General features: G+C 61.2%; 12 protein-coding genes and 1 pseudogene. 10 read left to right on the top strand and 3 right to left on the bottom strand.

Going from position 1 to position 13466, the window contains the following annotated elements; translation table 11 throughout:
• The first annotated feature begins 19 nt into the window (after nt 1–19).
• From IEV87_RS20475 to IEV87_RS20495, 5 genes are all read left to right on the top strand, one after another.
• Nucleotides 20–1957, top strand: coding sequence for an AMP-binding protein (locus IEV87_RS20475; RefSeq protein ID WP_043753639.1), 1938 nt, complete (start codon nt 20–22; stop codon nt 1955–1957).
• The gene (locus tag IEV87_RS20480; protein WP_043753641.1) at nt 1954–2808 is read left to right on the top strand and encodes an SDR family oxidoreductase; all 855 of its coding nucleotides are present in this window, start codon (nt 1954–1956) and stop codon (nt 2806–2808) included. The genes IEV87_RS20475 and IEV87_RS20480 overlap by 4 nt, the downstream gene beginning before the upstream one ends.
• A 4-nt stretch (nt 2809–2812) precedes the next feature.
• Complete coding sequence (locus IEV87_RS20485) at nt 2813–3334, top strand: hypothetical protein (protein ID WP_229737742.1); 522 nt, start codon at nt 2813–2815, stop codon at nt 3332–3334.
• 197 nt (nt 3335–3531) lie between these two features.
• Entirely contained in the window at nt 3532–3987 is a 456-nt protein-coding gene (locus IEV87_RS20490; RefSeq protein ID WP_043753644.1) for a PaaI family thioesterase, read from the top strand.
• 305 nt (nt 3988–4292) lie between these two features.
• Complete coding sequence (locus tag IEV87_RS20495) at nt 4293–4793, top strand: DNA-3-methyladenine glycosylase I (RefSeq protein WP_081979686.1); 501 nt, start codon at nt 4293–4295, stop codon at nt 4791–4793.
• Nucleotides 4794–4880: 87 nt separating this feature from the next.
• Here the strand turns inward: IEV87_RS20495 and IEV87_RS20500 are convergent, their stop codons facing one another.
• A complete protein-coding gene (locus IEV87_RS20500) occupies nt 4881–5309 on the bottom strand; it encodes a MarR family winged helix-turn-helix transcriptional regulator (RefSeq protein WP_043753647.1) in 429 nt (142 codons plus the stop codon).
• A 158-nt stretch (nt 5310–5467) separates the two neighbouring features.
• Here IEV87_RS20500 and IEV87_RS22915 point away from each other — a divergent pair.
• From IEV87_RS22915 to IEV87_RS20515, 3 genes and pseudogenes are all read left to right on the top strand, one after another.
• Nucleotides 5468–5837 (top strand): annotated as a pseudogene (locus IEV87_RS22915) (DoxX family protein).
• A complete protein-coding gene (locus IEV87_RS20510; RefSeq protein WP_043753650.1) occupies nt 5834–6538 on the top strand; it encodes a glutathione S-transferase family protein in 705 nt (234 codons plus the stop codon). The pseudogene IEV87_RS22915 and the gene IEV87_RS20510 overlap by 4 nt, the downstream one beginning before the upstream one ends.
• 341 nt (nt 6539–6879) lie before the next feature.
• Nucleotides 6880–7637, top strand: a protein-coding gene (locus IEV87_RS20515; RefSeq protein ID WP_148562938.1) for an IS5 family transposase whose coding sequence is annotated in 2 segments (ribosomal slippage) — nt 6880–7201 and nt 7201–7637 — 759 coding nt in all. Because the reading frame shifts where the segments join, the coding sequence is not laid out codon by codon here.
• A 196-nt stretch (nt 7638–7833) separates the two neighbouring features.
• Here the strand turns inward: IEV87_RS20515 and IEV87_RS20520 are convergent.
• A complete protein-coding gene (locus IEV87_RS20520) occupies nt 7834–9354 on the bottom strand; it encodes a class I adenylate-forming enzyme family protein (RefSeq protein ID WP_043753659.1) in 1521 nt (506 codons plus the stop codon).
• Between the two features lie 26 nt (nt 9355–9380).
• Nucleotides 9381–11381 (bottom strand): NADPH-dependent 2,4-dienoyl-CoA reductase, encoded by a 2001-nt coding sequence (locus tag IEV87_RS20525; RefSeq protein WP_043753661.1) that lies wholly within the window; start codon nt 11379–11381, stop codon nt 9381–9383.
• 126 nt (nt 11382–11507) lie between these two features.
• Between IEV87_RS20525 and IEV87_RS20530 the strand changes: the two genes are divergently transcribed.
• Nucleotides 11508–12689 carry an acyl-CoA dehydrogenase family protein gene (locus IEV87_RS20530; protein WP_043753664.1) on the top strand — a complete coding sequence of 394 codons (1182 nt, stop codon included), beginning with the start codon at nt 11508–11510 and terminating at the stop codon, nt 12687–12689.
• The gene (locus tag IEV87_RS20535) at nt 12686–13465 is read left to right on the top strand and encodes an enoyl-CoA hydratase/isomerase family protein (protein WP_028288574.1); all 780 of its coding nucleotides are present in this window, start codon (nt 12686–12688) and stop codon (nt 13463–13465) included. Before IEV87_RS20530 ends, IEV87_RS20535 begins: the two co-directional genes overlap by 4 nt.
• The last annotated feature ends 1 nt before the right edge of the window (nt 13466 follow it).

The following is a 13466-nucleotide window of genomic DNA, read 5'->3' on the forward strand; positions in this document are numbered from 1 at the left end:
CATTCTAGAAAGGTTGCGAATGTTTCAGCCAGGCTCTGACATCCAGCGGACAAGCACGCTGACCGCATTTCTGAGGGGCTGCGGCATTGACAGTTACGAGGAACTCGTCCGCCGTTCGAATGAAGACCCAGACTGGTTCTGGGGCCAGATCATTGACCATGCCGGGATACGGTTCGCGCGGCCCTACAGCCGGTTGCGAGATATCTCCGAAGGGCCCGAATCGATCCGGTGGGCCGTCGGGAGTACTTTGAATCTGACGGAAACCTGTCTTGACGCCCGAATTGCCGATGGCTTGGGCGACAAGGTCGCAATCGACTGGGTCGGCGAAGACGGAAGCCGCCGCCGCTGGACCTATTCCGACCTTACCGCCGAAGCCTCCCGCGTCGCCTCGGCCCTTGCCACGCGCGGTGTAAGGCCCGGTCAGGCGGTGGGCATCTATATGCCGATGATCCCCGAAATCGAGGCCGCGCTTCTGGGTATTGCCCGGCTGGGCGCGGTTGCGGTGCCGCTGTTTTCCGGTTTTGCGCCCCATGCCATCGTATCGCGCCTGAACGACGCGGATGCCGTGGCGGTGTTGACGGCGGATGCCACACCCCGGCGAGGCAAGCCGGTCTGGATGGAAGCGACCCTTGCCCAGGCTTTGACCGACGTACCATCGGTTCATACCGTGATCAGCCTGCGACGGTTCGGCGATGCGGTGGCCGATCCGGCCCGCGATCTGGACTGGACCGAAACAGTGGGCCGCGCCAGTCCGGAGTTTGCCGCCGTTCCCGTCAGTGCCGATGACACCTTTCTCATCGCCTATACATCGGGCACCACCGGGCGGCCCAAGGGTGTCGTGCATACCCATTTGGGCGTGCAGGCCAAGGCCACGGCCGATTTCCTGCTTTGCCTCGACATGAAACGGGATGACCGGCACCTCTGGATGACCGACATGGGGTGGGTCATGGGACCGCTCACCCTTTTATCGGTGCTCTTGTCCGGTTCGACTCTGGTGCTGGCCGAGGGCGCACCATCAATGCCCGGCGATCCCTTCAGGCTGCTGCGTCTTGCGTCCGAGATGGAGGTCACGCATCTCGGCGTGGCCCCGACCCTGGTACGGCAGTTCATGACGCAGGATACTGAATCTTTGTCGGGCTACGACTTGTCGTCCCTGCGCATCGTCGCCTCGACCGGCGAGCCCTGGACCGAGGATGCCTGGCTCTGGCAGCTCGATCATATCTGTCGCCGCCGCGCCGTGCCGCTGAACATCTCGGGCGGGACCGAGCTTTTTGGCGCGATCCTGACCTCGACCGTGCTGCACGAGCTCAAGCCCGGCGGATTTTCGGCCCAGGCCCTGGGTGTCGGGGCCAAGGTTCTGCGCCAGGACGGCAGCGAAGCCGCACCGGGCGAGGTCGGCGAACTGGTCGTGACCCAGCCGCCTCTGGGTCTGACCCCGGCCATCAGGGGGGACCGCGATCGCTACCTTGACACCTACTGGTCCACCTTCCCCGGCCTCTGGCGGCACGGCGACTGGGTGCGCTGCGATCCGGACGGGACATGGTATATCCTGGGCCGGTCGGACGACACGCTGAACATCGCCGGCAAACGCATCGGCCCGCCCGAGATCGAGGCGGCCCTGACCGAAACCGGAGAGGTGGTGGACGCCGCGGCCATCGCGGCACCTGATGACATCAAGGGCGTGGCTGTCGTCTGCGTCTGCGTGGCGGCACCAAATGTGTCGCCGGGCGCGGAGCTCGTGAACCGGCTCAAGGATCGTGTCGGGGAGATCGTCTCGAAACCCTTCCGCCCGCGCGAGATCCACTTTGTCGAAGCGCTGCCCAAGACCCGCAGCATGAAAACCATGCGCCGTGTCGTGCGCGCCGCCTTTCTCGGTGAAGATCCAGGCGATCTGTCGTCGATCAGCAACCCGGAAACCATTCAGCCCATCGCAGACCTGCAAAAGGAAAAGTCATGATCACTGTTTTCGGAGCCACGGGCACGACTGGTGCGCCCCTCGTCGACACGCTTCTGGCAAAAGGCGCGACCGTGCGCGCTGTCACCAGCGACCTCTCAAAGTTAGACGCGCTAAAGGCCAAAGGATGCGAGGCGGTCGTCGCGGATTTCACCGACCCTGCCGCGCTGGCGCGGGCCTGTGACGGGGCAGAAAAGATATACCTGGTCACGCCTGCCCATCTGAACATGCGCCAGTGGAAGGCGAACGTGATCGAGGCGGCCAAGTCCGCGGGCGTGCGCCATATCGTTTTGGCCACGGGGCTTGGCGCGTCGCCCAAGGCGGGGCTGACCTTTGGCAAATGGCATTCGGAAACCCAGGAACTGCTGAAGCAAAGCGGCCTTGACTGGACCTTTGTCCAGCCGACCTATTTCATGCAGAACCTGCTGTGGCAGGCCGGCAACATTGCAAAGGACGCCGTGTACTATGACGATCTGGGCGGCCCCGTGGCCTGGATCGACGCCCGCGACATCGCGGATGTCGCCGCCGAGGCGCTGACCGCTCCGGGGTACGAAGGCAAGGTTCTTGGCCTGACCGGGCCCGAAGCTCTTGCAGGGGATGACATCGCGGCCCTTCTGTCCGGGGTGACGGGACGAACAGTGTCGTGCGTGTCCCTGTCGGCCGAGGATGCCAGGGCGGGCATGGTGGCCGGCGGAATGCAGGACGAGGTCGCCGGGGCCATGGTCGAACTGGCCTCTATCGCGCCCAGGGGCTACCTAGCCGGCATCGAGACCACGGTCAGCGAGGTGGTGGAGCGCCCGGCCCGCCGGTTTGCCGATTTCATCGCCGAAAACCGGAATGCTTTCGTCAAGTAACCTGATGGCGCCGCCGCTTTATCTCGAACTGGCGCCGCCTGAGGAAGCGGCTAAACAGATCGACCATTTGTTCGTGTTCCGCGATACCGGTGTGCTGAGCGGTGGTGGACGCGGGCGGTTCGCAACCGACCTCTTTACCCTTTCGGTAACGCGCGACGACAGCGGCGGCGGGCGCGTATCGCTGGCAGAACCGCGCCCCTATTGTTCGCCCCGCCCAAGGCCATTCCTGGGTGTCGTGGCCGGGCTGCGACTGTCGTCACGACCGCAGCGATTTCCCGACTCCAAAGGGCTGGACATGCTGGCCTCTGAACTGGCCAGGGTTCAGACCGGGGACGATGACCTGCCTGCGCTCATCGCGGTGCTTGACGGCCTTGCGAGAGACCTGCGCTTTGCCGCACCACCCGGAGCTTACAGCCACCGGACCAAACGTCGAAAGGTGCGGGCGGAAACCGGCGTGTCGCGGCTAGCGACCTTGCGACGCTTTCGCCGGGCTCTCGGGCAGCTTGCGTCAAGACCCTGCCGCTGAGCGATCTAGCGCTGGACGCCGGATATTACGATCAATCTCACTTGTCCGCCGCTTGCCGGATCTTCGCCGGCAAACCGCCCGGCGCGTTGCGCGCTCTGTCTATACCGCGTCGTTTTGACCTTTTGCTACAAGATACGCGCCCCAAAGACCGCCTAAGATTGGTCATTGACGAATGAAATCGAAGAGGAAGACCCGCCATGACACAATTCAAACCGAAAAACCCCGACTATGACGCACGCGTGCGCAACAGTTTCGATCGCCAGGAGGTGATGAACACGTTGGGGATCAGCATTGCCGAGCTATCGCCCGGTCGCATTGTTCTGGAGATGGCACATGAGGATGCCCTGACCCAGCAGCATGGGTTTTTGCATGCCGGAATCGTGTCGACAGCGCTGGACAGCGCCTGCGGATACGCGGCCTTTTCGCTGATGTCAGCGGACGCGGCAGTGTTGACGGCCGAATTCAAGATCAACCTGCTCAACCCGGCGGACGGCGAACGGTTTCGCTTCGTCGCTGACGTGGTGAAACCAGGCAGGACGCTGACCATATGCGAGGCGCGTGCCTATGCCGTGAAGGGCCAGGATGAAAAGCTCGTCGCAACGATGACCGGAACGCTCATGGCGCTGATCGGGCGGGCGGGGGTCGCGGACTGAGCGCAACCCGGCCGCTGCACATCCGATCCGGGCGGCCGGACCGATTATTCAGACAGCTGGATCAGCTGTTCCAGCGGCTCGCGACCTCGGCCAACCGTTTCCCGTAGGCGCGCGCGGTATCCAGATCGCCGCCAGCAGGTTCAGACCTGCCAAGCGGTAATGTTAGCCTTTAGCAGTGCGGTCGCCGATTGTCCGTCGTCAGGGTTTTTCGGAGAGCTGAGACTGTATCGTAACGGAGGATCTGGTTCGGTTTCTGTTCAAGTTTATGCGGCAGCGGCCTGATGCTGCAACCGTAATTGGAACGGATGGACGCCCACGGTGCCGATGGGCTGCCGTCACACCGGAGTTTCCAGTCAGGGCTGAGCTGGCGCACCATTCTGGCCAAGCGCGAGAACTTTCGTGCTGCCTTCGCCGGGTTCGACTTTCGGGGAGTTGCGAACTTTGACGACAACGACATTGAGCGCCTACTTGCCGATGAAGGAATTGTTCGCTATCGAGGCAAGATCGAAGCCGTGATCAACAACGCTCGCCGTACTTTCGAGGTCGTCCAAGAGGAAGGCTCCTTCGCCGCATTCATCTGGCTATATGAACCTGCCAAGGACGACGCACTGCCACAAATGCGGTCCAAATCAACAGCGTCCGAGACCCTTTCCAAAGACCTACGAAAGCTTGGCTTCAAATTCGTGGGACCGACCACCGTATATGCATTCATGCCGGCCATGGGATGTATCAACGATCACGCAGAAGTCTGTTGGATGCGAAAGGACGTCGAAACAGCCCGAAATACCCTTCGCACACCGACATAGGCAACTGTCGGCCAATTAACGTGAAAAAAATCAAGGCCACTTAGCGTGGAAAGTCACAGACAGGTTTCGCGTCAGTCGACCGAGACTTCAGAGCCTTGAGAGTAGCGTGGCCAATTGAGCGGCGTCTTTGGGTTTCAGCTTTGCGCCGATCCTTTCCGACAGAACCCGTTCATAGATCGGCCACATCGCCCTCCTGACAGATTTACCCTTTTCAGAGATAGAAATGTTTTGACCTCGCCCATCTTCCGAGCAGTCCCGTCGGTCCACCAGCCCTGCTTTCACCATGCGGTCCAGCAACCGCGATGTACCGTATTGGGGTAACAATATCCGGTCTTTGAGTTCGAATGGACGGAGTCCGTCCGGGCCTGCCTTCTCGAGTTCGAGAAGCGCGTCATACCATGCAAGTGGCGGGTATCCTGCCGATTTCAGAGACGATTCGACAGCCTCAAGCAAAACGCGGCTTTTAGTCATGAGGGCTGTCCAGGCGGCCTCAGTAGCATGGTCAATCTCGTTCATATCCAGCACCTATCATGTGCATGCAAGTGCATCAACCTTGACGTCGCATGTAACGCGCTATATATAGATGCAAATGCATCGACATATGGGATCATATCATGTCAAAATCGCACCTCACAGAATTTGGGATATTCCTGCTCCGTATAGCACTCGGTATCATGTTCCTGGCGCACAGCCTGTTTCTCAAGCTCTTCATTTTCACACTTCCCGGAACGGCGCAGTTCTTCATTTCGATCGGGCTGCCCGGCTGGTTTTATGGTCTTTGCAGTCGAGGCGATTGCCGGTGCCTTTTTGGTCCTCGGCATACAGGCGCGGTGGGTCGCGTCGGCGACCGTGCCCATCCTGGCCGGAGCGACCTGGGCTCACTCCGGAAACGGCTGGATGTTCGGATACGAGAACGGCGGGTGGGAATACCCGGCCTATCTGACGCTGCTTGCCATCGTGCAAGGGCTTCTGGGCGACGGCCGTTTCGCCCTCAGCCCTTCCTTCGCGCCCGGTAACGTGCAGATGGAGGGAGAGACAACATGAGCCTCCACCTCATTAGCCATGCGCTCTGCCCATATGTGCAGCGCGCGGCGATCTCGCTCACTGAGAAAGGTGTCACGTTCGAGAGAACTGACATCGATCTTTCGAACAAGCCCGACTGGTTTCTTGCCATATCTCCGCTGGGCAAGACGCCTGTCCTGGTTGTGGACGGGACGCCGATTTTCGAATCTGCGGTTATCCTCGAATATCTTGAGGATACACAACCCCACGCGCTTCATCCGCACGACGCTCTTGATCGCGCCCGCCACCGTGCCTGGATTGAATTTGGATCTGCTGTCTTGAACGACATTGCGGGGTTCTACTCGGCGCCGAACGAGAAAGCGTTGGAAGAAAAAGTGGCGGCGCTCCGCGCAAAGTTCCTTCGGCTGGACGCGGAGCTTGGGGAGGGACCATGGTTCGATGGCCACCGGTTCAGCCTCGTCGATGTCGTATTCGGCCCGGTCTTCCGCTATTTCGACGTTTTTGACACCATCGGAGAGTTTGGCGTCTTCACAGGGCTTGCCCGTGTAAGGGCCTGGCGACATGAACTGGAGCGTCGGGTTTCTGTGAAGAATGCCGTCAGTGAAGATTACCCGACCCTTCTGCGTGACTTCATCAGACGGCGCAATTCTTACCTGTCCCAGATCATGCAGACAGGAGGGCCGAAGAAGACAGTTACACAGGTGCGATCGGCTGACCGCTGATCACTTGATATCGTTTTGTCGGGCCGCAGTACAGAACCGGACGTTTGAGGTCGCTTGGCGAATGTCCGCTTTGTCCCGCACATCGGATAGTCGCCGACTTTCCCTTGAAGGCCCGCAGCAGCCCCAACCGGCAATTGCCGGCAGTCCATGCCCGTCCGTGCGATGCGCAGGGTTACTGCTGCCCCCACAGCGAAACCGGGAACAAACCACCGATCGCATTGATGAATGGCTCAGGGATCTACGAATCCTCCTGAGCTCAAACACCCGGAAAACCCTAGGGTCAGGACCCATTGATTTCCGTGTGGCTGCGTGGTTCACCGCGCGGAAAACGAGCGGTGAACATGTCTGATCTCTTCTGGCTGACGGACGCGCAGATGGCGCGACTTGAACCCTACTTTCCCAAGTCCCACGGCAAACCTCGCGTTGATGATCGGCGCGTACTGAGCGGAATTATCTTCATCAACCGCAATGGCTTGCGCTGGCGTGACGCGCCCATGGAGTACGGTCCACACAAGACCCTGTACAATCGCTGGAAACGATGGAGCGACAAGGGCATCTTCGCTCAGATGATGCTCGGATTGGCCGCTGAACACGGCGAAGAGAAGACCGTGATGATCGACGCGACTTATCTGAAGGCGCACCGAACAGCGACCAGTATGGGCGTGAAAAAGGGGGGCGTGGACGCCTGATCGGGCGAACCAAGGGCGGGATGAACACCAAGCTTCATGCCGTGACCGACAGTCAGGGTCGCCCCATCAACTTCTTCGTCACAGCCGGACAAGTCAGCGATTATGTCGGCGCAAGAGTGCTTGTGGACAAACTTCCGAATGTGAAGTGGCTGCTCGGGGGCCGTGGCTATGACGCAGATTGGTTCAGAGAAGCGTTGCAAGACAAAGGGATACGCGCATGCATTCCTGGCCGCAAAGCACGAAAGAAACCCGTCAAATACGACAAGCGACGCTACCGCCGCCGAAACCGGATCGAGATCATGTTCGGCAGGCTCAAGGACTGGCGACGGGTCGCAACCCGCTACGACAGGTGTCCGAAGGTCTTCCTTTCAGCCATCGCACTCGCGGCAACCGTCATTTTCTGGCTATGAGTCCTGACCCTAGCCGTGTAGTCCGACAGAGGGCTGCGCATCAATCGCGGGTCAATCTATCCCAGATGGTGGATCACTTTCAGGGGGTTACTCCAAAGGGCGGGGATAAGAAGCTCGTGGCAACGAGGATAAGAACGCTTTTATCGCTATTGGGGCGAACTGGCGTGGCTGGCTGACGATCGGGTCAGAGCGAAAATTAATCTGCGAGCCGGGCTTCGAGGATATGCCGCTGGATCTTGCCGCTGGTCGATCTGGGAAAATCCTCGAACGCGATGAAGTGAATTTCGCGTGGTCGCTTATAGCCAGCGAGGCTTTCGCGGCACAAGTTCAGCAGCGCCTCGGCATCCGGCCCGTCATCGTCACAGGCGACAAAGGCCACCGGGCTTTCCCCCCATTTCGCGTCGAAGGCCCTTACCACGGCGGCATCGATCACATCGGGATGAGAAAGAAGCACACGTTCGATTTCCGCCGGATAGACGTTTTCACCTCCGGTCTTGATCAGGTATTTCGCCCGATCCACAAAGTCGACGGTGCCGTCCGCATTGCGCCGGAACAGATCGCCCATGTGGAAAAAGCCGTTGCGAAAGTCACGGGCATTGGTGTCGTCGGCGTTCCAGTACCCGGAAAACAGCGTCGGACCCCGAAGCGCCATTTCGCCCGGCGTTCCATCGGGGACTTCGCGGTCGTCGGGATCGACCAGCCGCACCTCGCAAAAGGCGCTGATGCGCTTGGACAGCCGGTCCGGGGTCACACCCGGCGCGATCAGATCGGCGGTTCCCGGCGGCAGGCCGGTTTCGGTCGCCCCGAAGGAATTCAGATAGGGCGTGTCCAGAAGACCGGTCAGTTCCGCGATCTGATGCGGCGGCACCAGATCAGCCATTGCGCCGCAAACCTTGATCCCCTTCAGCGGCAAAGGGTTGGCGTGCCGTTCGTTAATAAAAGCCTCCAGTGCCCCGGGCATCATCACGAACCAGCCGATCCTGTGGCGTGACAGCGCCTCGTTGATGACGGCGGGCTGCAGCCCGTCCACCATCACCACGGTCCCACCCCGCAGGATCGTTGCCAGCGCATGATCGGTGGAGGCCATGTGGAACATCGGCGCCCAGGCGATGAACCCGTCACCGGGATCCAGCGCCAGCTGGGCCGCAAAGACCATGGATCGGGCGATATGCGCGCGGTGGCTGATATGCGCCCCCTTGGGCAGGCCCGTGGTCCCCGAGGTATAGAGGATCGTCAGACCGGCCTCGGGGTCGTCAACCATGGTTCCGGTGCGCGGGTCCGGCTCGACCCCGGCAATGGCCGTTTCCAGGTCTGGCCCGACGGTTAGACAGGGTGTCGACGCGACGGCGCGGTAAGCTTCTGAAAGTTCCGGTTCGACAACCGCGAGAACCGGCTCGACCAGATCGATGCAGTGCCGCAGTTCATCGGGGGCAAGCCGCCAGTTCAGACAGGCGACGATCGCGCCGATTCCCGCTGCTGCAAGTTCGACCTCCAGGTATTCTGAGCGGTTATGCGACAGGATCGCGATCCTGTCTCCGGGCGCCACGCCTCGTGCCAGAAAGACAGCCGCCAGACGATCGACCCGCTCCAGCAGTTCTGCATAGGTCAGTTTCCTGCTGCCGTCCTCGATGGCGAGGGCGCGGGCGCAGTCATGTGCGCGGGTTCGAAAGATCGAATACAGATCAGCGCGCCCCGCGCGGATGACGCCGGTCAGCATAGTTTCCCCCTTGCCCGAGCCTCGGTTCAGAGATCCTGCGCCAGGCGCACGCCCTCATCAATGGCGCGCAGCGCATCCAGTTCGGCGGCCTCCTTTGCCCCGCCGATCATCGTAACCAGGACGCCGCGCGCTACAACCTCTTTGGCCAGGGCCCGTTCCGGTTCCTGACCGGTGCACAGCACAATTGTATCGGCTGCGATGACCGTCGGGTTTCCGTCCGCGACGATGTGCAGCCCCGCATCGTCGATATGTTCATAGGTCACCCCGCCCATTGCCTCGACCCCATGTTTGCGCAGCGCGTTGCGCAGGATCCACCCTGTCGAAACACCAAGCCCCGCGCCCGGTTTAGCGGTCTTGCGCTGCAGCATGACGACCTTGCGGCGCGACGGCTTCGGTGCCAGAGGGTCACCCGCCAGGGCACCCGAGGAGACAAATTCGGGGTCCACTCCCCAGGTTTCGCAAAAGACGTCGGAATTCGCGGTCTCGGCGGGTTTGGTCACTAGGAACTCGGCCACATCATGACCGATGCCCCCCGCCCCCATCACCACGACACGGTCGCCCGCCTCGCGGTCACCGGACAGAATTTCGGCGTAGGTCGCGACGCTGGGATGGTCGATACCCGGCAGGTCGGGAATGCGCGGCGTGACCCCGGTGGCGATGACCACATGGTCAAATCCCTCAAGATCGCTCGCCTCTGCCCGCTGTCCCAGACGCTGCGTGACCCCGTGTTTCTGCATCTGACCGGCATAATACCGCAGGGTTTCGTCGAATTCGTCCTTGCCTGGTGCGGCGCGGGCCAGATTCAGCTGACCGCCCAATTTGTCCTGCGCTTCGAACAGGGTGACATCGTGGCCCAGCCGTGCCGCCTCGGCGGCTGTGGCCATGCCCGCGGCACCACCGCCAACGACGGCCACTTTCTTTGGCGTGTCGGTTGGCGTATCCCGGAATTCCGTTTCACGCCCGGCCCTTGGATTGACCAGACATCCGACCGGCCGGTCCGAAAAAATGAAATCCAGGCAGGCCTGGTTGCAGGCAATGCAGGTGTTGATCTCGTCTGCGCGGCCCTCGCGCGTCTTTTTCACGAAATGCGGATCGGCCAGAAACGGGCGCGCCATCGAGATCATGTCCGCATCGCCAGAGGCAAGTATGTCTTCTGCAAGCTGGGGTGTGTTGATCCGGTTCGAGGCGACTACCGGGATCGACACCGCCGCTTTGACGTTGGCTGCCGCCTTGCGCCAGGCACCGCGCGGCACCGGGTAGGCGATCGTCGGCACGCGGGCCTCATGCCAGCCGATGCCGGTGTTCAGGATATCCGCACCCGCAGCCTCGATCTTGCGGGCCAGTGCGGCAATTTCATCGGCGGGCGCGCCGCCCTCGACCAGATCGGCCGCCGAAATCCGGTAGATGACCAGAAAGTCGGGGCCGCAACGTTCGCGCACCGCGCGCACGATCTCGACCGGGAATCGGTGGCGGTTCGCGGCGCTGCCGCCCCAGTCGTCTTGGCGCTTGTTGGTGTGGGTGACGGTGAATTCGTTGATCAGGTATCCCTCGGACCCCATGATCTCGACGCCATCAAAGCCTGCGGCCAGCGCATTGGCGGCCGCTACGGCAAAATCCTCGATGGTACGGAGAATGTCGGCTTCGGTCATTTCACGCGGGATGAAACGGTTGATCGGGGCGCGGATCGGCGACGGGGCCACACACCTTTCGATCTTGGCATAGCGCCCGGCGTGGAGGAGTTGCGCGCAGATCAGGCTGCCTTCGGCCTGCACCGCCTCGCAGATCGGGCGCAGGTCAAGCGCTTCTTCCGGGTCATCGATTCTCGGACCTTCTGGATCGAATATGCCCTCGGCATTGGGCGAAAACCCGCCGGTGACCAGAATCGCCGCCTCCCCCCGCGCACGCTCGGCGTAAAACGCGATCTGTTTGGCTATGCCGTCAGGCTCGGTTTCCAACCGCGTGTGCATCGACCCCATGATGACACGATTTCGCAATGTATGCTGGCCTGCGCGGATGGGCGAGAGCATGGTTTCAAAGCTTCCATCTGGTCTATTTTTCACTTTGGTTCTCCTCCTCAAAACTGCACTTGATCTACATTCTAACATTTGTTAGATTTTTGGAAAGAAGATTTTCGCTCATGGGGAGGAGCACCGATGCAATTCCAGCCTACAGACGATCAGAAGGCGTTTCGCGAGACCGCAAAGCGCTTCGCAACTGAAAGGCTTGCGCCCACATATCAAGAACGCGCCAGCGGCCATACATTCGACCGTGCGCTGATCAAGGAGATGGGCGCACTGGGGCTGATCGGGGCCGATCTGCCCGAGGAATTCGGGGGTCTCGGCGAAAGCTCTGTCACGTCAGGGCTGATCGTCGAAGAGATCGCCTATGCCGATTTCAACGCAAGTTACGTGCAGCTTCTGGGCTCTCTCATGGGCGGAATGGTTGCCAAACATGCCTCCAAGGACATCGCGTCGGAATGGGTGCCCAAGGTTGTTTCGGGTGATGCGGTCATTGGCCTGGGCCTGACAGAGCCGCGCGGCGGTTCGGATGCGGCGAACCTGATTCTGAGGGCCGAGAAATCCGGCAACGGCTGGCGGCTGAACGGTGAAAAGACATCCATGAGTTTTGCCAGTCAGGCGGATGCGGCGGTCGTCTTTGCCCGTACCGGCGATCCTGATGGCGGCTCACGCGGGGTCAGCGCCTTTTTCGTCGATCTGAACCAGGAAGGCATCAAGCGCACCCATTTTGACGACATCGGCACCAAGCCTGTCGGGCGCGGCTCGGTTTTCTTTGACGATGTTTTCGTGCCGGCTGAAAACATGATGGCGGAACAGGACCATGCCTTTGGCACGATCATGGCGGGCTTCGACTATTCCCGCGCACTGATCGGGCTGGAGTGCCTGGGGGCCGCGCAAGCGTCGGTGGATGAAACCTGGGCCTACGTTCAGGAGCGCGAGGCATTCGGAGCCCCGATCGTGCAGTATCAGGGTGTCAGCTTTCCCTTGGCCGAGGCCGAGACCCAACTGACCATGATGCGCCAGCTTTGCTATTACACGCTGGACCTGCGCGACCGTGGCCTGCCCCACACCTCTCAGGCCGCCATGTGCAAATGGTACCTGCCCAAAACCGCCTGCGAGATCCTGCACCAGTGCCTGATCCTGCACGGACATTACGGCTACACCACCGACCTGCCCCACCACCAGCGCTACAACGATGTGCTCGGCTTGCAGATCGGTGACGGCACCGCGCAGATCCAGAAGCTGGTGATCGCCCGCGAGAAGGTCGGTCGCATGGCGCTGCAGTATGACAAGAAGGCGAAGGGAGCCTCGAAATGAGCGACCCCATCCTCGTCACTTCCGAGGGCAACACCGGCATCATCGAACTGGCCCGCCCCGAGAAATTCAATTGCCTGTCACTTGAGGTGCATGAGCGTATTTCTGTCGCGCGTGCGGAATTCGAGGCGAACCCCGCTATTCGGGCGATCCTCATCCGGGCGCAGGGCAAGCACTTTTGCACCGGTGCCGATCTGGTGGAAGTGAAAGGTAAGTTGAACGATCCCGCCGCGCTGGACCATTTCATCGCCTTTGGCATGAAAAACCTGCGTGCGCTCGAAACCTCCTCCCTCCCTGTCGTAGTCGCAGTGCAGGGGTTGTGTCTGGCCGGCGGGATCGAACTGATGCTGGCCTGCGACGTGTGCTTTGCGGCCGAAAGCGCCCAGTTTGGCGATCAGCATGCGCAATTCGGGCTGATTCCCGGTTGGGGTGGCTCGCAGCGGCTGACGCGGTTGATGGGGCAGCGCCGGGCGCTCGATCTGATGTTCTCGGCCCGCTGGCTCAAGTCGGACGAGGCCAAAGAGGCCGGCCTGGTCAACTACATCGTGCCGGATGCGGATCTGCACAAGATCTCGCTGGAATACTGCCAGAAGATCGCCACCCGCTCGCGTCCCGGCATCGCCGAGATGAAGCGGTTGGCGCGCGAAGGTGCGGACCTTGGTATCGACCAGCAGATGCGGCTTGAGCGCGATGCCGCGGTGCGTGCACTGCCCAGCGATGACGTGGCCGAGGGCCTCGACGCATTCGAGAACCGGCGCGCCCCCGAATTCAAGGCCTGAG

Source organism: Primorskyibacter flagellatus, from assembly GCF_014638275.1.
In the GTDB taxonomy this organism is placed as follows: domain Bacteria; phylum Pseudomonadota; class Alphaproteobacteria; order Rhodobacterales; family Rhodobacteraceae; genus Pseudooceanicola; species Pseudooceanicola flagellatus_A.

What these genes read in the sequence shown, in the direction of transcription:
- IEV87_RS20480 (WP_043753641.1), top strand. Translation starts at nt 1,954, where the DNA reads ATGATCACTGTTTTCGGAGCCACGGGCACGACTGGTGCGCCCCTCGTC.
- IEV87_RS20500 (WP_043753647.1), bottom strand. Translation starts at nt 5,309, where the DNA reads ATGAACGAGATTGACCATGCTACTGAGGCCGCCTGGACAGCCCTCATG.
- IEV87_RS20510 (WP_043753650.1), top strand. Translation starts at nt 5,834, where the DNA reads ATGAGCCTCCACCTCATTAGCCATGCGCTCTGCCCATATGTGCAGCGC.
- IEV87_RS20495 (WP_081979686.1), top strand. Translation starts at nt 4,293, where the DNA reads ATGGACGCCCACGGTGCCGATGGGCTGCCGTCACACCGGAGTTTCCAG.
- IEV87_RS20530 (WP_043753664.1), top strand. Translation starts at nt 11,508, where the DNA reads ATGCAATTCCAGCCTACAGACGATCAGAAGGCGTTTCGCGAGACCGCA.
- IEV87_RS20490 (WP_043753644.1), top strand. Translation starts at nt 3,532, where the DNA reads ATGACACAATTCAAACCGAAAAACCCCGACTATGACGCACGCGTGCGC.
- IEV87_RS20525 (WP_043753661.1), bottom strand. Translation starts at nt 11,381, where the DNA reads ATGCTCTCGCCCATCCGCGCAGGCCAGCATACATTGCGAAATCGTGTC.
- IEV87_RS20520 (WP_043753659.1), bottom strand. Translation starts at nt 9,354, where the DNA reads ATGCTGACCGGCGTCATCCGCGCGGGGCGCGCTGATCTGTATTCGATC.
- IEV87_RS20485 (WP_229737742.1), top strand. Translation starts at nt 2,813, where the DNA reads ATGGCGCCGCCGCTTTATCTCGAACTGGCGCCGCCTGAGGAAGCGGCT.
- IEV87_RS20535 (WP_028288574.1), top strand. Translation starts at nt 12,686, where the DNA reads ATGAGCGACCCCATCCTCGTCACTTCCGAGGGCAACACCGGCATCATC.
- IEV87_RS20475 (WP_043753639.1), top strand. Translation starts at nt 20, where the DNA reads ATGTTTCAGCCAGGCTCTGACATCCAGCGGACAAGCACGCTGACCGCA.